A 16906-nucleotide genomic window follows, 5' to 3' on the forward strand; every position below is an offset into this window, starting at 1 on the left:
CGGATGGATGTGCTCCGGCTCAAGCGGGCTGGCGCAGCCATTCGCGCACCGGGACCGTCACGGTCACCGGCTCGTCGTCCTCGCCGAGGACGACGCCCGCCGCCTGCTCGACGAACAACCTGGCCGGCGCGTTGCGCGCGGTCGGCCGCACCGGCAAGCGGAGTGCCGAAAGCCCCGACCGGGCGGCTTGGTCCGCCGCGAACCGCAGCACTTCCTGCTCGACGCGGCGGTTGAGGACCCGGCAGCTGAGCAAGAACACCGGGAGTTCGAGGGCGTCGCCCTTGGTTTCGGCGACCACCAGGCCGACCGTGCCGTAGTCGCCGAACCGGTCCGCGACTCGCACCGTCCAGCCTCGAGACCCGCTGGCCAGCAACGCGCGCAGCTCTCCGACCGAGTAGACGACACCGGCCAGGTTGAACTGCGTGGTGCGCGCGGTCAGCTGAGCGGCCCGGTCGAGCATGTCCTCGGTCAGCTCGGTGAAGCCGACCTCGATCTCGCACCTGTCGAGGAAGTCCTGATAGTCGGCACTGGCATCGCGCAGCGCGACCCGGTCGCCGCGGGTGGAGTACCAGTCGGCGCGCAACCGGTCCTCCTCGGTCACCACCAGCTGGTCGAAAGCCCAGGCGTGGTCGAGCTGACTGTCGATCTCCGCGGGGTCGCGCGACAGTTCCAGCACGGTGACGTCCGGCAGCTGAGCCCGTACCGACGCGCACTCCACGACGTCGTCGTCGACGAAGACGAACGAGCTCGGCGACAGGTCCAGTTCTTCGGCGAGCTCGCGCAGAGAATGCGCTTTCGGGTTCCACCCGATCCGGTGCGCGGAGACGTGCTGCCAGCCCAGCACCATGCCCGGATTGCGCTCGAAGACTTCCTTGACGTCTGCCTCGTTGTTTCTGCTGCACAGGCAGAGCAGCTTTCCGCGGGCGCGCTGGTCGAGCATGAACTCCTGCAACCGCCGGTGGGCCGCGGTGACCCGCACGCCGAGAGCTCCGTCCTCGCCGCAGACCCCGGCCCACAAGGTGTTGTCGCAGTCGAGCACGACGACCTTCTTCGGCTTGGCCCATACGCTCGCGGCGAGCCGCACGAGCTGAGTGCCGAGAGCGGCACAGTACTCGTCGGTATACGGCAAGTGTCCGATGCGGTCGGCGTACTCGTCGTGCACTTCTGTTACGCCGTAACGAGTTCCGAGTTCGTCGACGGCAACCGGGTACACCGCGGGCACGGCTTCGGCCGCGGCGACGAGGCGAGCGCCTGCCTCCCGGACCCACTGGCGGGTTTCCGGCCGGGCGCACACGGCGGGAGAAGCCGGCAGCACCGCCACGAACCAAGTGGCCGCCGCCAGGTCCGGGAGCCGTCCGAGCATCTCGACGAGTTCCGCGAGCATGGCGTCAGCCCGGTCTCGCCCGGCGGCGAATCCCCCGCCGCGAAAGAAGTCTTCGGGCCGCAGGAGAAGAACGTTGACGCCGTTGTGGCCGCGTAACGGGCTCGCGGGATCGTGCAGTGCTTCCAGCACCTGGCCGTACGGCGCGACCGCGAGCGGCCGTCCGCCTTCCCGCTCCGCGAGCAGCGCCGCCATCGGGCCGGTCACGGCATCGAGGGTGAAGGTTCCGGCAAGCGCGATCCCCGGTTTCCCGGCGCCGTTCATGCGGGCCTCGCCTCGACGTGCTCGCGGACCGCGCCGACGAACTCCCCGACCGTGGTGCCGGGCCGCAACGCGTGCACCGGAAGCTCGACGCCCAGCTCGCGCCACAGCCGGGAAAGCACGCGCACCGCGCGCAACGAATCGCCGCCCAGCACGGCGAACCGGTTCTCTGGAGCCACTTCGGCCACGTCCAGCACGTCTCGCAACGCCGTCAAAACTGTCTCTTCGACCCGGTCGGGCCGCCCGGCCGAGTTCACGGCCAGCGCGGAATTCCGGTGCTTCTCCATGAGATCACCCCAAAGAAGTTATTGCTTGGCTTATTGCGCCCCGGCGCGCACGCATGGGAGAGAAAACTCGAACACAGAGCGAACTTCCGCACTATTGCGGACTTTCGGAGGCTACCGCACCATTCACGGCGAGGACAACCAACTAACGAATCACCGTTCTCGTGCCATTTTTCGACAGCACTGTCAACCGGTCGCGTTTGTTCCCATAGCGCGGCCGCCCCTCGAATGGAGTACCTAAATGCTGCTTGCCCCCGCCGACCTCACCCTGTTCGCCGACGCGAGCGGAGATCGCAATCCCTTGCATGTCGATGCCGAATACGCTCGTCGGACGCCTTTCGGGCAACCAGTCGCGCACGGCGTGCTCACCGCCGTCGCGGCTCTCGACGAGGTTCCGGGGCCGCCGGGCGAGATCTCGGGCGTCGACCTCGAGTTCACGCGGCCGACGCATGCCGGCTTTCCCTACAGCACCAATATTTCCCACGATCCGGACGGCCGGACAAAGGTCACCGTCGCCGAGGGAGCGGAGACCTGCCTGACCGTCCGGCTGACCCACGGCCCCGGCGGCACCGCGGTCGCGGCGCCACGCCGTCCGCGCAGCCATCCGCGTTCCTTCGCACCGGAGGAATTCGCCCGGGGGCTCGCGGTCAGCGGCCAATACGGCCCGGGCAGCGAGCTGGACGCGCTCGTCGCGCGGTGGCCGGGAGCGGCCCGGCTGCTCGGGCGAACCGCGTTGACCGGGCTCCTGTGGTGCAGTTTTGTCGCGGGCATGGAACTTCCGGGCCGCGACTGCCTGCTCAACACCATTTCGCTGAGGCTGCGCCCGGCCGGCGGCCGGCCCGCGCTGCGGTACCGCGCGGAGGTCCGGGACTTCGATCCCCGTTTCGGTCTGCTCACCGTCGAGGCCGAACTCGACGACGGGGCGGCGGTCGTGGCCGAAGCGACCCTGGAGACGATGGTCCGCCGCCCGGTGCCGGGACCGGACAGCGACCGGCTCGTCGCCCTCCTGCCCTGTTCCGACCGGCTGTACGGGTGCACCGCGGCCATCGCGGGCGGAAGCCGCGGCCTCGGCGCGGCACTGGTGCTCGCGCTTGCCAGCCAAGGCGCCCGGGTGCTTGTCGGCCATCGGAGCGGCGACCTGTCCGAACTGGCCGTGAAAGGCGCGGAACTCGGTGGAGAGGTCGTGTCGTGCCCCGGCGACGCGGCAGACCCGGCCTGGGCCGACCAGGTCAGGCGACTCGCCGGCGATGAGCTGGATCTGCTGGTCTGCAGTGCCGCGCCGCCGATCCGCCCGCTGCGCTTGGACTCCGCGAGCCTGCCGCGCGTCCAGAATTTCGTCGCCGACGCTTTCGCCCTGGCGAGCGCGCCGCTGGCCGGATTGCTGCCCTCGCTGGCGAAAACGTCCGGCCGCTGCCTGGTCGTGTCCTCGTCCGCGGTCGCCGAACCGCCCGCGGACTGGCCGCACTACGTCGCCGCCAAACACGCGGTCGAAGGGCTCACCCAGTGGGCGGCCGCACAGCATCCCGAGTGCGAATTCTTCGTCAGTCGGCCGGGAATGCTGCTGACTGAGCAGATGAACACGCCCGGAACGCGGGAAATCGCACAAGCGGTGGAGCCAGTCGCGGCCGCGATGGCCGACCGCCTGGCAGATTCGGCTCCCGCGAAGAGCCGGCCCGAATTGATCGAGCACTGAGTCCCGGGTGATGTCCCGCCGCGGCGGGACATCACCCGATCGGCCGCCGCTGTTCGCATGAATATTCGGTGGCCTGAGCCACATCACCGCAACGGAGAAGCCTCCGATGGCATGATCAACGAACTGATTCCGGAGGGGCTACGGGCGGTAAGATGTTCGAGAACGTGGTGGTGCGCGGCCGCGACGAAGTCCGCAGTCGAATAAGAGACCTGCTTATCCACATCAGATCGAACACCGGGAGAATCATTTTATTGGAGGGCGCTCCCGGAATCGGGAAAAGCATTCTCCTGAAGAAGACCCGCGACCTGGGCGAGGAATTCGGTTTTCGCCTGGCACCCAGTGGTGTTTCCCTGTTCGACACCACGCAGTCATCCGGCGCGGCCCATTCCTGGTGCACGCGGCAGCCGAGCGGCCAACCGCTGCTCGTGCTCGCCGACGACGCTCAACTGGCCGCACCGGAAGCCGTCCGGCGGCTCTCCTGGTTGCCCGGTTTGCTTTCCGCTCGCCCGCTCTGCCTCGTCCTGGCGCGAGTTCCGGGCATGGGCGGCACCGAACTGAACCGATTGCTCACCACCGCCAGCACCCTGGTGCACCCGATCAGGTTGAACCCGCTCGACGCCGCTTCGTTCGACGCCATGCTGGGCGATTTGCTCGGCGCCCGCCCGGATGAACCGCTGCGCCAAGCGGCCGCCGAACTCGGCGGCAACCCTCGGCTCCTGGTCGACCTGGTGACCGGCCTGCGTGCCGAGGACGGGATCGAAACCGCGGACGGAATCGCGCGGCTGCGCGGAACGGTGCCACCGGAACGGCTGCGGACCACGTTGGTCCACAAGGTCCGCAGCCTCACCCCTCCGACCCGCAAGCTCGTCCAGGTCGGTGCGGGGCTCGGCCGTGCTTTCCTCCTGGCCGACGCGGCGAAACTGCTCCGGGAAGCTCCCGGAAACCTGCTGCTGTGCGCAGACGAGGCGCTGGCCGCGGGCCTGCTCGTCGAATCCGGAGAACGGCTGAGCTTCCCCGGACGGCTGGTGTGGCAGGGCGTCGCCGATTCCGTCGCGCCGAGCGTGTTCGCGCCGCTGCGGGCCGAAGCCGAAGCGCTGCTCGGCGAATCAACCGCCGAAAACCGGGAATCCGACGACGAGGCCGGGCAGGAATCGTCCGCCCGATGGAGCCGGCTGACCAGCGCGGAGCGGCACATCGCCAAGCTCGTCGGCTCCGGCCTGACCAACCGGCAGGTCGCCAGGGACGCGATGATCTCCACGCACACCGTCAACTACCACCTCCGGAGCATTTACCGGAAGCTGGGGATCCGGTCGCGGGTGGACCTGACCCGGCTCATCCACCAGAACCCGCGGTGACCATCTGACTGTCCACATGCGACAACAGCGCGGCGGTGGTCGGGGTCGCGGCACACCGCTCGGCCGCGTAGCGCAGAGCCATCCGATGGTATTCGGAGGAGAAATCGGCGACGGCGTCCGCGACCAGGAAAGGCTGGACGTCGTGGGAAAAAGCCTCGCACGCGGTCATCAGGCAGCCGACGTGCGCGTACACCCCGCAGATCACCAGCTGATCGCGGTCGAGGTCGCGCAGCAACTCGAGCAACCCGGTGCGGTGAAAGGCGCTGTAACGCCACTTGGTGAACACCACGTCGCCCGGTGCGGGGGCGAGCTCGTCGACGACTTCGCGGTCCGCCGGTTCCACCGTCATGCCCGGCCCCCAGAAGTCTTTGAGCAGCCCGCGTTCCGATTCCGACATCCCGCCTGGCTGCGCGGTGTACACGACGGGGACGCCGAGTTCCGCACAGCGGCCGCGCAGCGCCGCGCAGTTGCGCACCAGTTCGGTGCGCGGTGCGGCTCCCTCGGTGAACGGCGACAGAAAATAGCGCTGCATATCGTGCACGAGCAAGACCGCCCGGCCTGGGTCGAACCGCCACTGGGCGATGTTCTCCGGCACGTCCTCCGCAGCGGGCATCGCGTACGGTGCGATCGCTGGCACGCCCACGTCTTTTCCCTTCCTCAGGACCAAAACCGTTCCCCGCCAACGTAACCAGCGACAGATCCGGCCGCACCTACCCGCTCACGCGGGGCATACCACTCGTACTGGCAGTTGCCCTCCCAGCGGCTCCCGGCCAAGGCTGGTGATCGACATCGATCCGAGGAGGGGAACAGGGTGCGCTCCGCCTTCGAGCCCGCCGAATTGTTCGGCTCGATCTTGAAGAACCGCATCGCGATGGCTCCGATGACCCGCAGCCGGGCCTACGGCGCGGGCCAGACGCCGGGGCCGGGGGCAGTCGAGTACTACACCCAGCGCGCGAGCGCTGGACTGATGGTCTCCGAGGGCATGCACCCCAACCCGCATGGGCAAGGCGAACCCGACACGCCTGGCATGTACACCGCGGAACAAGCCCAAGCATGGCTGCCGGTGACCGCCCCGGTCCAAGCCCGGGACACCCTCTTCTTCGCTCAGCTCATGCATTCCGGCCGGGTCGGTCATCCGGAGAACAATCCGCAGGGGCTTCAACCGGTGGCGCCGTCGGCGGTGCCGGCTCCCGGCGAGATCTACACGCATCGCGGCCGCCAGCCGCACCCGTGCCCCCGCGCGCTGACGGTCGCTGAGATCGACCAGACCGTGCGCGACTTCGCGACCGCGGCGGGCCTGGCGCTCGACGCGGGATTCGACGGGGTGACGTTGCACGCGGGCAACGGATATCTCCTCCACGAGTTCCTCGCCGAGAACACCAATCTCCGGACCGACGGCTACGGCGGTTCCCTGTCGGCACGGTTGCGCTTCGTCGTGGAAGTCGTCGAGGCGGTCTGCTCAGTCGTCCCGCCGCACCGGGTTCTGCTGCACCTCACGCCCGCGAAGGTCGGCACGGACATTGTCGAAGGCGATTCCCTTGCCCTCTACGACGCCCTGCTCGCCGCCCTGCCCACCGCTCTCGGCGGGCTGAGCGTCTTCGAAACCGGACGACGGGACCTCACCTGGCGGCTGCGCGAACGCTGGCCGGGTCCGTTCGTGCTGAACCCGCACGAGAACTACGGCAACGGCGCGATCCCGGCGGGCCCGGCGGACCTGCCGTTGATCGACGACGGGCTCGCCGACGTCCTGTCCTTCGGGAGGCTGTTCCTGGCCAACCCCGACCTGCCTGCCCGTCTCCGGGCAGGCGGCCCGTTCAACGAACCGGATCGCGGCACTTTCTACGGCGGCGGCGCCGCCGGATACACCGATTACCCCGCCTTGCACACCACGGATGCCCAGTGACCTCAAGGAAAGGAACGACCGTGGTACAAGACACCGCAACACTGGACGGCAACGGCAACGGTTCCCGGACCGCATTCGGCGTCGCGCTGCCCGGGCTCGCCGTGACGGCCAGTCCGGTCGGGCTGCGTTTCGAAGCGGAGCTCAGCCTGCCCTCCTGGTGCCGGCTCGGCTCGCACATGACTCAGCTGGGCACCGCGGCCGCATGGTGGATCGGCGATTGGCTCGTCTACGGCCAAGACCGGTACAAGGATCGCTACCGGCTCAGCATGTCCGAACATTCGCTGGACTACCAGACGCTGCGCAACTACGCGTGGGTTTCCCGCCATGTCCACCTGTCCCGGCGGCGCCGGGGCCTGAGTTTCCAACATCACGCCGAAGTCGCCCGGCTGCCCGCGGAGCAGCAGACCAGGTGGCTTCTCGCCGCGGAACAACACGGCTGGTCCCGCAACACTTTGCGGGACCAGCTGCGCGGCCGCACCGGCGGGGCACGGCCGGTGTCGTTGCGCATCGACGCTCCTCCGCAGCGCAAACGACGGTGGGAGGAAGCCGCCCAAGCCGCCGGGCAGAGCCTTACCGCGTGGGTGATCAGCAGGCTCGACGAGGCGACCGGCGCTTGACGTTCAGCGCACGCCGGACATCAGCTTGCGGATCATCGGCGACGCGGCCGCGATCAGCAAGCCCACCAGCACCGCGATACCGCCGAGAATGCCGAAGTACGGAGTCTCGTTGTCCAGCGAGTAGTACCCGGCCAGCGCACCCGACAGCGCGCTGCCGAGGGCGACCGAAAGGAAGAACAACGCGACCATCTGAGCCGGATACGCCTCGGGAGCCAGTTTCGTCGACAGCGAAAGCCCGACCGGGGACAGATTCAGCTCCGCGAGGGTGAAGACGAACAGGATCAGCACCAGCATCAGCAGCGGAGTCCGCGTCGCGCTGTCGGCGGTCGGCAGGAACAGCAGGAAGGCGACGCCCATCAGCCCGGTGCCGAGGGCGAATTTGATCGGCGTCGCCGGCTGCCGGTCGCCGAGCCGGGTCCAGAGCGCGGCGAAGACGCCGGCGAACACGACGATGAAGACCGGGTTGATCGTGTTCACCCAGGACACCGGCATCGTCCAGCCGAACAGGTCGCGATCGAGCCGCTTGTCCGCGTAGATCGCGACCACCGTGAACTGCTGCTGGTACAGCGACCAGAAGACGACACTGGCCACGAACATCGGAATGAACGACACCACCCGGCGCCGCTCGATCCGGGTGACCTTGCGGCTGGTGAGCAAGATCGCGAAAAGCACGATCGAGCCCGCGGTGATCACCAGCGCGGTGACGGTGGCGAGGTTGCCCGCGGTGACCCAGCCCAGCAGCACCGCGACGAACACGACGGCCACGACCGCCAGGCCGACGCCGACAGCACCGCCTCGCTGCCCGGCGGGGAGCGGGTTCGGAACCGTCCGCGCCGCGTCCGGGAGATTGCGCCTGCCGAGGCTGTACTGGACGAGCCCGATCGCCATGCCGAGCGCCGCGACCCCGAACCCGAGGTGGAAACCGATCTCTTGCTGCACCCACCCGGTGATCAGCGGGCCGACCAGCGCACCGAGATTGATGCCCATGTAGAACAGCGAAAAGCCGCCGTCCCGGCGCGGGTCCTTCTCCGCGTAAAGCGTGCCGACCAGCGCGGTGGCGTTGCCTTTGATCCCGCCGCTGCCGAGGGCCACGCAGACCAGGCCGATGCCCACCCCGGCCAGTCCCGGCACGACCGCGAGCGCGATGTGCCCCGCCATCACCAGCAAGGCGCTGAAGAACAGCGTGCGTTCAGAGCCGAGCAGCCGGTCAGCGACCCAGGCCGCGACGATTGTCGACAAATAGACCAGACCGCCGTACGCGCCCACGATGCTGGTCGCCGCGGCCTCCGGCTGGCCGAGCCCGCCTGCCGCGACCGAGTGATAGAGGTAGATGGCGAGGATGCCCTGCATCCCGTAGAAGGAGAAGCGCTCCCACATCTCCACGCCGAAGAGGTTCGCCAACCCCCGCGGGTGCCCGAAGAATCTGGTGTCGGCCTGGGCGTCGATCGGGGTGCTCACAACTGCCTCGTCCCTGTATGCAACAGCGTTGTCGTTCTCTCCTCGCATGCTAGAAGGCGAACAGGTGAACGAAAAACCGGCGTCGGTATGGACTAGACAACTTGCTCCAACCGGCAGGCTGACCTGCGGTTGCGCGCTGGCGCACCGGATGCGAGCGTCTTCGGGCAGGCGCGAGGTTGCCGTTCGTCACAACGGCCGGTAATCGGCGACTGCGGACGGTAAACTGGGACATCGGTGTGCCGGGAAGTCTGGTCGGCGGGAAAGCCGCCGTCCCCACAAGGAGTTTTTCGTGACCCCAGCCCGCGCCGTCGCCGAATTCGCCCGTTTCCTCCGCACGGAGACCACCGGCGGGCTGATCCTGCTCGCCGCCACCGCGGTAGCGCTGATCTGGGCCAACTCTCCGCTCGCCCCGGCTTACGAGGCGCTGCGCGACTTCCGGCTCGGCCCGGAATTCCTGCACCTCAACCTCTCGCTCGGAGACTGGGCGAAGGACGGCCTGCTCGCGCTGTTCTTCTTCGTCGCCGGGCTTGAACTCAAACGAGAACTGGTGGTCGGCGAGCTGTCCCGGTGGCGGCAGGCGGTGCTGCCGGTGATCGCCGCGATCGGCGGGATGGTCGTGCCCGCGGTGCTCGCGCTCGCGGTCGCCTGGGGCGCGCCGGGCGTCGACCGGGCGTGGGCGATCCCGGTGGCCACGGACATCGCGTTCGCGCTCGGCGTGCTCGCGCTGACCGCGTCGAACCTGCCCAGCAGCGCGCGAGTGTTCCTGCTTTCCCTTGCCGTGGTGGACGACCTTGGCGCGATTCTCGTCATCGCGATCCTCTTCACCAGCAGTTTCAACCTGATCGCGGCGGCGGTCGCGCTGGTCGCGCTCGGCCTGTACGCCTTCCTGCAGCACAAACGCGTCCGCACGCCGTGGCTGTACGTGCCGATCGCGCTGATCACCTGGGTCGCGGTGCACTCGGCGGGCATCCACGCGACGATCGCCGGCGTCGCCCTCGGGCTCCTTACCCGGGTCCGCGAGGACGAGGGCGAGGAGGAAGCGCCCGCGGTCCGGCTCGAACACCGGTTGCAGCCGTGGTCAGCGGCGGTGGCGGTGCCGGTGTTCGCCTTGTTCGCCGCGGGGATTTCGGTGAACGGCGACGCGCTGTCGACGGTTTTCACCACCGCGTTGCCACTGGCTGTCCTCATCGGACTGGTCGTCGGGAAGTTCGTCGGGATCTTCGGCGCGAGCCTGCTGGCGGTGAAGCTGCACGTGGCGGAAAAGCCCAGCGGAATGAGCTGGCGAGACGTGGCCGCGCTGTCCGTGCTCGGCGGCGTGGGGTTCACCGTCAGCCTGCTGATCGCCGAACTCGCGCTGCCCGGCGAAGCGGCTGAAGTGGCCAAGGCGGCGGTCTTGATCGCCTCGGCGATCGCCTCGCTGACGGCCGCTTTGCTGCTCTTGCGGCGCAGCCGCGTACACGCGAAGGCGGCTTGATCCCGACACTCCCGCCGGTCCGTCGCGCCTCGCATACAGTGACGTGGCACGATGACCCAGTGAGCAGCCCCAAACACGAGCGCACCAGCCCCGACGGCGTGGGGGCCGTGCCGTACCTGCCCCTGTCCAGCGACGAGGAAGCCGCGGCGAGCGAGCAGTCCATCGGCAAGCTCGTCGGCGACGCCACCCAGCACCTGTCGACGCTGGTCCGCGCCGAAATCGAGCTGGCGAAAGCCGAGCTGGCGCAGGAAGCGAAGAAGGCGCTCAAGGGGACGGTCTTCTTCCTGATCGCCCTCACCGTCTTTCTGTACAGCACCTTCTTCCTGTTCCTGCTGATCGCCGAGGGCCTGTCGGACTGGTGGGGCATCCGCTGGCCCGCGTTCGCGACGGTGTTCGGCCTGATGCTGGTCACCACGGCCGCGACGGCGTTCCTCGGCTGGCGCAAGGTGAAGAAGCTGCGCGCGCCGGAACGCACCATCACCAGCGTCAAGGAGACGGCCGAGGCGTTCAAGCGCAAGCCGGCCGAGGACGCCGACCTGCCCTCGACGCAGGGCTGACGCCAGCCCGCGCGCGGTGGTGGAGCTGACGCCGGACCCGTCGAGCGTGCGGGTCGACGGGCCGTGGACGCATCGCGACGTCTCGGCCAACGGCATCCGCCTGCACGTAGCCGAATGCGGCGAGGGCCCGTTAGTGCTGCTCCTGCACGGGTTCGCGGGTTTCTGGTGGACCTGGCGGCACCAGCTGCCCGCACTGGCCGACGCGGGTTTCCGCGCGGTAGCGGTAGATCTGCGCGGCTACGGCGACTCGGACAAGCCCCCGCGCGGCTACGACGCGTGGACGCTGGCGGGGGATGTCGGCGGCCTGATCAAGGCCCTAGGCGCCCGCCGGGCACACTTGGTGGGCCACGCCTGGGGCGGCATGCTCGCGTGGACAGTCGCGGCACTGCACCCGCGCCTGGTGTCGTCGGTGACCGCGATCGGCGCCGCACACCCGCTGGCGTTCAAGTCCGCGGTGAAGCGCCCCAGCAGCCAGATCCGCGCAGTAGGCCACCTCTTCCGCTTCCAGATCCCGATGGCCCCGGAAAAGTGGCTGGTCCGCGACAACGCGGCGGCGGTGGAAGAGCTGTTCACCAAATGGTCGGGCGAAACCTGGCGAGCCTCCACGGATTTCACCGAGACCGTCCCCGCGTTCCGCCAAGCCATGCTGGTCCCCGGCGTAGCCCACTCCGCCCTGGAGTACTACCGCTGGGCCTTCCGCGCCCAATTCCGCGGCGAAGGCAGACGCTTCACCGACGCGGTCGGCACCCGCATCAACGCCCCCGTACTCCAGCTACACGGCGCGGACGACACCTGCATCCTCCCGGAAACCGCGCTGGCGTCAGTCCACTGGGCAGGCCCGCACAGCGAACCGAAAATCTGGCCAGCCCTCGGCCACTTCCCCCACCTGGAAGACCCAAACCGAGTGACAAAGTCCGTTGTGGACTTCATCAGCTAACCCACCACACAGGGCCGCAGGCCAAAAAACCGCAGCCAAACCACCCAACCATCGAGGCACCCACTCCCTCCCCCAACCCCGATACGAAGCCTCCCTGCGGTCTGGGGGTGCTTGTCAAGGCATCTTTCCCGCCTTGACAAGCACCCCCAGACCGTCAGCACAATGAAACTTCGGGGTGCCCCTCGCAACCACTAACCGGCAATGTCGCCGCCAGGCGACGAGCCGCCCCCTCAATTAGCACAAGCCCCAGTCCCCACCCGCTCAGTCTGCGAAGAAGCCGCATCCACCTCACTGCGCACCTGATCTGCGGTCAACGTGAACCCAGTCTCCGGATCCTCCACCGCAGCCCCGAAAACCACGCCGATAACGTCCCCGTCAGGCGTGATCATCGGCCCCCCGGAGTTCCCGCTCCGCACCGTCCCCCGAACGGTGAACACATCCCGCTGCACAGTATTGGCGTCGTAAATATCCGGCCCGCGCAGATTGATCCGCCCCCGAACCCGAGCCGGAGTAGCCGTATACGGCCCATCCAACGGATACCCCAGCACCACCGCGTTATCCCCAGCCTTGGCGGTCTGCGCCGCGAACGGCAACACCGGCGCCCGCAACCCAGGCACCGCCAGCACCGCGATGTCCACCTCCGGATTGAAGTACACGACCCGAGCCCGGTAATCCCCAGAGGTCGACTCGATCCCGACCTCCTCAGTCCCCGCCACCACATGCGCATTGGTCATAACCCGCTGCGGCGCAACGACAAACCCACTGCCCTCAAGCGCCCGAGAACAAGACGGCGCATTCCCCCGGATCTTCACCACACTCGGATGCACCCGCTTGGCCACCGCAGACACATTCAACGAAGTATCCGGCGGCGGCGTATCCGCCGAAGGAGCCTTCTCGAACGGCGACAACGCAGACGGAAAACCAGACGCGTCAAGCAACTTCCGCAGATCACTGGGAAGCCCCTGCGCCTCCGCCGGCATCAGGTCGTTGACCTCGCCCAGCACCACCGACGAGTTGATCGACTTGGCCAACCCAGGAATCGCCGACACGGTCGTCAACGGATTCGCGACCAGCCAGGCAACCACGAACACCGCGGCCGCCTGCAAGATCGCGCCGAGCGTTTTGTCGATGCCGGAAAGCTTGTCCGGATTGATCTTCTGCCGCAGCTTCCGCCCGACCCACACGCCGAGCGTCTCGCCGAGCACGATCAGGAACACGACCACCGCGAACGCGAAGGCGACCTTCGCGACCGGGCTGTCGAAGAGACTGATCACGAGCGGCGCCAGCTTCACCCCGGCCACCGCGCCCAGCGCGACGCCCACGAGCGCGGGCAGCGCGACGATCACGCCCTGGAACGCGCCGGAAACCGCGGCCATGACCGCGAGCAGCAGGACGACGACATCGACCCAGTTCACCGCGCCGTCACTCCTCGATAGTGCCGTCCCGGGCCGCCAACCGGCCCTGATGTTCGGCCCACGCTACGTCAAGCTCGCGCACATCGCCGGTGTCCCACTCCCGTTCCCAGCCGCCGAGCGACAGCAGCACGGACAGCAGACCCGCGGTGAACCCCCACACGAACAGGCCGTCGACGGTGAACGCCGGCCCCCGCCACGACGCGTCGCCGCGGCGCACGGTGAACCGGTTCGCCGGGTCCGCGAGGTCCGCCAGCGCGACCCGCGCGACCGCCGCCGTCTCGGCCGGGTCCACCGCGCGCACCGGCGACGGGGTGTGCCAATGCGCCAGCACCGGCGTCACCGCGAACCTCGACACCGGCACGAACAGCTCCGGCAGCACCGCGACCGGCAGGATCCCCGACGGGTCGACGCCGGTCTCCTCCTCAGCCTCGCGCAACGCCGTGCCGACCGGTCCGTCGTCGCCGTCCTCCGCGCCGCCGCCGGGGAACGAGACCTGCCCGGCGTGCGAGCCGAGCGTGTCCGCCCGCCGCTGCAACAGGACGTCCGGACCGTCGCCACCAGGTCGTTCGCCGAACAGGATGAGCACCGCGGCGGCGCGGGTGAGCAGGTCCTCCGGCGGGCTGAACCGGGTGAAGGTGCGGCTGTCGACCTCTCCCGACACCTTCACCAGCGGCCGCAGCCATTCCGGCACGGCTTCGGGTTCGACGAGCGGTCCGGTGGTCATGAGTAGTCCTTCACAGCAGCGCGCACCTGGTCAGTGTTGTCGAACAACCGCGGGTTCGCGATGAACCGGACCTGGCCGTCCGCGGTGACCAGGTACGACGCGGGCAACGACGAGGGGACCTTGAGCGCGGCGCGGATCGGACCGGTCTGGCCGTCGCCGTCATACAGCGACGGGAGGTGCACGCCGAGTCGCTGGAACAAGCCGAGCCCGTCCGAGGCCGGGCTCGCGACCTGCACGCCGACCACGCGCACCGCGCCCGGCTCAGCGGCGTACCGCTGCAGCACCGGCAATTCGGTGCGGCACGGCTGGCACCACGACGCCCACACGTTGACCAGCACCGGACCGCCGCCGAGGACCTTGCCGACGTCCACTCGGGACCCGTCGCCGAGGCAGTCCGCCTCGATCCCGGACAGCTGGCCGACCGCCTTCGCCGCGGCGGGCGGGCAAGCCTGGAGCTTCGCCGCCGCTCGCGCCGCGGCGAGGTCGCCGGACGCGGGAGGCGCGGACGTCGCATCGCCGCCGCGCAGCGTCAGGACCGCGACCAACGCGGCCACCGCCAGCACCGCGACCCCGAGCGCCCATTTGGTGACCGCAGTCACCCGCGCGCCGCCAGCTCGAGAATGTGGTCCTTCTCCGGGCCTTTGACCAGCTTCGCGGCCACTTCGAACTCAGTGGGCCCGGCGCCGAACGACGGGCAGTCCTTGCGCAGCGGACACGCGCCGCAGGCGGGTTTCCGCGCGTGGCACACGCGGCGGCCGTGGAAAATCACGCGGTGGGACAGCATGGTCCACTCTTTCCGCGGGATCAGCTCGCCGACCGCGTGCTCGACCTTGACCGGATCCTCTTCCGCGGTCCAGCCCCAGCGCCGCACGAGGCGGCCGAAGTGAGTGTCCACTGTGATTCCCGGCACGTCGAAAGCGTTGCCGAGCACGACATTCGCGGTCTTGCGGCCGACGCCGGGCAGCGTGACGAGGTCGTCCAGTTTCTTCGGCACCTCGCCGCCGTAGCGCTCCACGAGCGCCGCGCCGAGACCCATCAGCGAATTCGCCTTCGCCCGGAAAAACCCGGTCGTGCGCAGGTATTCCTCGAGTTCGGCGCGGTCGGCCCCGGCGTAATCGGCCGCGGTGCGGTACCTCGCGAACAACGCGGGCGTGACCAGATTCACCCGCACGTCCGTGGTCTGCGCCGACAACACCACCGCGACCAGCAGTTCCAGCGGATTCGTGAAGTCCAGTTCGGCCTTCGCGTCCGGATAAACCTCGTCGAGGCAACGTTTCATCCGCCGCGCGCGTCTCACGAGAGCGAGCCGGCTTTCTTCGCGGTCCGCGCGGGGCCCGTTCGGGACAACAGGGGGCACCCCGATAGCCTACGGGCGAGTCGGACGAGCCGGTCGGGAGCATCCGCCGGTGGACGGCCGAACCGCCAGAGCACCACCTCTGCGGGCCGTGCGTCCGCCCTGAGCGAGGATCTGGAGATCCATGACCGAGTGCGTCACCGAAAACAGCGGAGCTGTGGCATGACCGTGTGGTTCGTGATCTTGGTCCCGCTGGTGATCATGTTCTTCGCGTTGTTCATGGAGCGGGTCGAGAGCCGGCTCAAGCACGTCGCGGTCCAGGAGAACGAGGTCGAGGAGTTCCTGGAGCAGGCCCAGCCCAACGAGGTCAGGGCGCTTTACGGACACGGGATCGGCCGCGCGCTCGAGCTGTTCCGGCTGCGCCGGCTCGGCGGACGGGCAGCCAGGCTACGCGCGCGCAAGGTGCGGAGTTAGGCTGCTCAGTCGGACGTGATCGTTCCAGGCAGCCGCGCCGGGCGCGGCGAGCTGACGAGCGATCCGCCCGACACGCCCTAGACTGACGCGAAAGTGATCGGCGACACTGCCTTCGACCTGCGAAGGAAGTGATCGTTTCTCGACGAGGAGGCACCCGAGGTGGACGAAACCCTGGCCCGTGCGGGCATTTTCCAGGGTGTGGAGCCGGCAGCGGCGGAGGCGCTGGCCCAGACCTTGGAATCCGTGGAGTTCCCCCGCGGCCATGTCATCTTCAACGAGGGCGAGCCGGGCGACCGGCTGTACATCATCCAGTCCGGCAAGGTGAAGATCGGCCGCAAGTCCCCGGACGGCCGCGAGAACCTGCTGTGGATCGCCGGTCCGTCCGACATGTTCGGCGAACTGTCCATCTTCGACCCGGGCCCGCGCACGTCCGGCGCCACGACGGTCACCGAGGTCCGCGCGGTCACCATGGACCGCCCGGCGCTGCGGCAGTGGATCGCCACCCGCCCGGAGATCGCCGAGCAGCTGCTGCGCGTCGTCGCGCGCCGCCTGCGCCGCACGAACAACATGGTCGCGGAACTGATCTTCACCGACGTCCCCGGCCGCGTGGCGCGTGCGCTGCTGCAGCTGGCGCAGCGCTTCGGCAGCCAGGAGGCGGGCCTGCTGCGGGTCACGCACGACCTGACGCAGGAAGAGATCGCCCAGTACGTCGGCGCGTCCCGCGAGACCGTCAACAAGGCGCTCGCCGACTTCGCCCACCGCGGCTGGCTGCGGCTCGAGGGCAAGAGCGTGCTGATCCTGGACCCGGAGCGACTCGCTCGCCGCGCCCGCTGATCTTCCCCCGAGTGGGTTAATCCGCACGGGTTTTTTCGAAGGCCACCTCCTACTGGGGGTGGCCTTCGTGCGTGCGTCCCCCACAAGAGCGGCATTCCTCGCGGACCCCGTGTCGGCGCCGGTTCCGGCCGAACCGACCCGGAAAATGACGAGGAGCCGGGCGCCACCCCCGACGTGGCGCACCGGCTCCTCGCCTGCGCACGGATCATCCCCCGACGACCCGCGCTCCCCGCCCTCCGGACCAG

The 16906-nt window shown here is 68.9% G+C and carries 17 protein-coding genes; 9 read left to right on the top strand and 8 right to left on the bottom strand.

What is annotated here, in order from left to right; all coding sequences use genetic code 11:
* Nucleotides 1-19: 19 nt before the first annotated feature.
* Together SSMG_RS36245 and SSMG_RS36250 are read right to left on the bottom strand one after the other, a co-directional pair.
* Nucleotides 20-1645 carry an HAD family hydrolase gene (locus SSMG_RS36245; protein WP_050788362.1) on the bottom strand — a complete coding sequence of 542 codons (1626 nt, stop codon included), beginning with the start codon at nucleotides 1643-1645 and terminating at the stop codon, nucleotides 20-22.
* Entirely contained in the window at nucleotides 1642-1929 is a 288-nt protein-coding gene (locus tag SSMG_RS36250; protein ID WP_037716015.1) for an acyl carrier protein, read from the bottom strand. Before SSMG_RS36250 ends, SSMG_RS36245 begins: the two co-directional genes overlap by 4 nt.
* A 238-nt stretch (nucleotides 1930-2167) precedes the next feature.
* Between SSMG_RS36250 and SSMG_RS42760 the strand changes: the two genes are divergently transcribed.
* Complete coding sequence (locus tag SSMG_RS42760) at nucleotides 2168-3619, top strand: SDR family NAD(P)-dependent oxidoreductase (protein WP_009084440.1); 1452 nt, start codon at nucleotides 2168-2170, stop codon at nucleotides 3617-3619.
* Between the two features lie 152 nt (nucleotides 3620-3771).
* Complete coding sequence (locus SSMG_RS46505; protein WP_009084441.1) at nucleotides 3772-4974, top strand: LuxR C-terminal-related transcriptional regulator; 1203 nt, start codon at nucleotides 3772-3774, stop codon at nucleotides 4972-4974.
* Here SSMG_RS46505 and SSMG_RS36265 read toward each other — a convergent pair.
* Nucleotides 4952-5617, bottom strand: a complete 666-nt coding sequence (locus SSMG_RS36265) for an isochorismatase family protein (RefSeq protein ID WP_037716020.1) — start codon at nucleotides 5615-5617, stop codon at nucleotides 4952-4954. The genes SSMG_RS46505 and SSMG_RS36265 overlap by 23 nt on opposite strands.
* A 168-nt stretch (nucleotides 5618-5785) precedes the next feature.
* Here SSMG_RS36265 and SSMG_RS36270 point away from each other — a divergent pair, with 168 nt between their 5' ends.
* Complete coding sequence (locus SSMG_RS36270; RefSeq protein ID WP_037716022.1) at nucleotides 5786-6877, top strand: 12-oxophytodienoate reductase; 1092 nt, start codon at nucleotides 5786-5788, stop codon at nucleotides 6875-6877.
* Between the two features lie 20 nt (nucleotides 6878-6897).
* A complete protein-coding gene (locus SSMG_RS36275; RefSeq protein ID WP_199786084.1) occupies nucleotides 6898-7494 on the top strand; it encodes an LmbU family transcriptional regulator in 597 nt (198 codons plus the stop codon).
* A gap of 3 nt (nucleotides 7495-7497) precedes the next feature.
* On the opposite strand, the gene SSMG_RS36280 is transcribed toward SSMG_RS36275, so the two are convergent.
* The gene (locus tag SSMG_RS36280) at nucleotides 7498-8952 is read right to left on the bottom strand and encodes a peptide MFS transporter (protein ID WP_037716024.1); all 1455 of its coding nucleotides are present in this window, start codon (nucleotides 8950-8952) and stop codon (nucleotides 7498-7500) included.
* Between the two features lie 289 nt (nucleotides 8953-9241).
* Between SSMG_RS36280 and nhaA the strand changes: the two genes are divergently transcribed.
* The 3 genes from nhaA to SSMG_RS36295 are packed head-to-tail and all read left to right on the top strand — an operon-like array spanning nucleotide 9242 to nucleotide 11920.
* Complete coding sequence (nhaA, locus tag SSMG_RS36285) at nucleotides 9242-10426, top strand: Na+/H+ antiporter NhaA (protein ID WP_037716026.1); 1185 nt, start codon at nucleotides 9242-9244, stop codon at nucleotides 10424-10426.
* Nucleotides 10427-10485: 59 nt separating this feature from the next.
* Complete coding sequence (locus SSMG_RS36290; protein WP_037716028.1) at nucleotides 10486-10983, top strand: phage holin family protein; 498 nt, start codon at nucleotides 10486-10488, stop codon at nucleotides 10981-10983.
* A 16-nt stretch (nucleotides 10984-10999) separates the two neighbouring features.
* Nucleotides 11000-11920 carry an alpha/beta fold hydrolase gene (locus SSMG_RS36295; RefSeq protein ID WP_009084454.1) on the top strand — a complete coding sequence of 307 codons (921 nt, stop codon included), beginning with the start codon at nucleotides 11000-11002 and terminating at the stop codon, nucleotides 11918-11920.
* Nucleotides 11921-12150: 230 nt separating this feature from the next.
* Here SSMG_RS36295 and SSMG_RS36300 read toward each other — a convergent pair whose 3' ends face one another.
* From SSMG_RS36300 to nth, 4 genes are read right to left on the bottom strand one after another with little or no spacing between them, the layout of a single operon-like run.
* Nucleotides 12151-13335 carry a MarP family serine protease gene (locus tag SSMG_RS36300; protein ID WP_009084455.1) on the bottom strand — a complete coding sequence of 395 codons (1185 nt, stop codon included), beginning with the start codon at nucleotides 13333-13335 and terminating at the stop codon, nucleotides 12151-12153.
* A gap of 7 nt (nucleotides 13336-13342) precedes the next feature.
* On the bottom strand, nucleotides 13343-14059 hold the full coding sequence (locus SSMG_RS36305) for a CoA pyrophosphatase (protein WP_009084456.1): 717 nt from the start codon (nucleotides 14057-14059) through the stop codon (nucleotides 13343-13345).
* Complete coding sequence (locus tag SSMG_RS36310; RefSeq protein WP_009084458.1) at nucleotides 14056-14658, bottom strand: TlpA disulfide reductase family protein; 603 nt, start codon at nucleotides 14656-14658, stop codon at nucleotides 14056-14058. Before SSMG_RS36310 ends, SSMG_RS36305 begins: the two co-directional genes overlap by 4 nt.
* Nucleotides 14655-15416: an endonuclease III gene (gene nth, locus SSMG_RS36315; protein WP_009084459.1), complete on the bottom strand. Its 762-nt coding sequence runs from the start codon at nucleotides 15414-15416 to the stop codon at nucleotides 14655-14657. Before nth ends, SSMG_RS36310 begins: the two co-directional genes overlap by 4 nt.
* Before the next feature lie 159 nt (nucleotides 15417-15575).
* Here nth and SSMG_RS36320 point away from each other — a divergent pair, with 159 nt between their 5' ends.
* Together SSMG_RS36320 and SSMG_RS36325 are read left to right on the top strand one after the other, a co-directional pair.
* Nucleotides 15576-15827, top strand: a complete 252-nt coding sequence (locus SSMG_RS36320) for a hypothetical protein (protein ID WP_037369289.1) — start codon at nucleotides 15576-15578, stop codon at nucleotides 15825-15827.
* A 159-nt stretch (nucleotides 15828-15986) separates the two neighbouring features.
* Nucleotides 15987-16661 (top strand): Crp/Fnr family transcriptional regulator, encoded by a 675-nt coding sequence (locus SSMG_RS36325; RefSeq protein WP_009084463.1) that lies wholly within the window; start codon nucleotides 15987-15989, stop codon nucleotides 16659-16661.
* Nucleotides 16662-16906 lie beyond the last annotated feature (245 nt).

This window comes from Streptomyces sp. AA4 (genome assembly GCF_000158875.1).
Classification (GTDB): domain Bacteria; phylum Actinomycetota; class Actinomycetes; order Mycobacteriales; family Pseudonocardiaceae; genus Amycolatopsis.

Coding starts and splice junctions, on each gene's coding strand:
- SSMG_RS42760 (WP_009084440.1), top strand. CDS start 2,168: ATGCTGCTTGCCCCCGCCGACCTCACCCTGTTCGCCGACGCGAGCGGA.
- SSMG_RS36320 (WP_037369289.1), top strand. CDS start 15,576: ATGACCGTGTGGTTCGTGATCTTGGTCCCGCTGGTGATCATGTTCTTC.
- SSMG_RS36305 (WP_009084456.1), bottom strand. CDS start 14,059: ATGACCACCGGACCGCTCGTCGAACCCGAAGCCGTGCCGGAATGGCTG.
- SSMG_RS36250 (WP_037716015.1), bottom strand. CDS start 1,929: ATGGAGAAGCACCGGAATTCCGCGCTGGCCGTGAACTCGGCCGGGCGG.
- SSMG_RS36245 (WP_050788362.1), bottom strand. CDS start 1,645: ATGAACGGCGCCGGGAAACCGGGGATCGCGCTTGCCGGAACCTTCACC.
- SSMG_RS46505 (WP_009084441.1), top strand. CDS start 3,772: ATGTTCGAGAACGTGGTGGTGCGCGGCCGCGACGAAGTCCGCAGTCGA.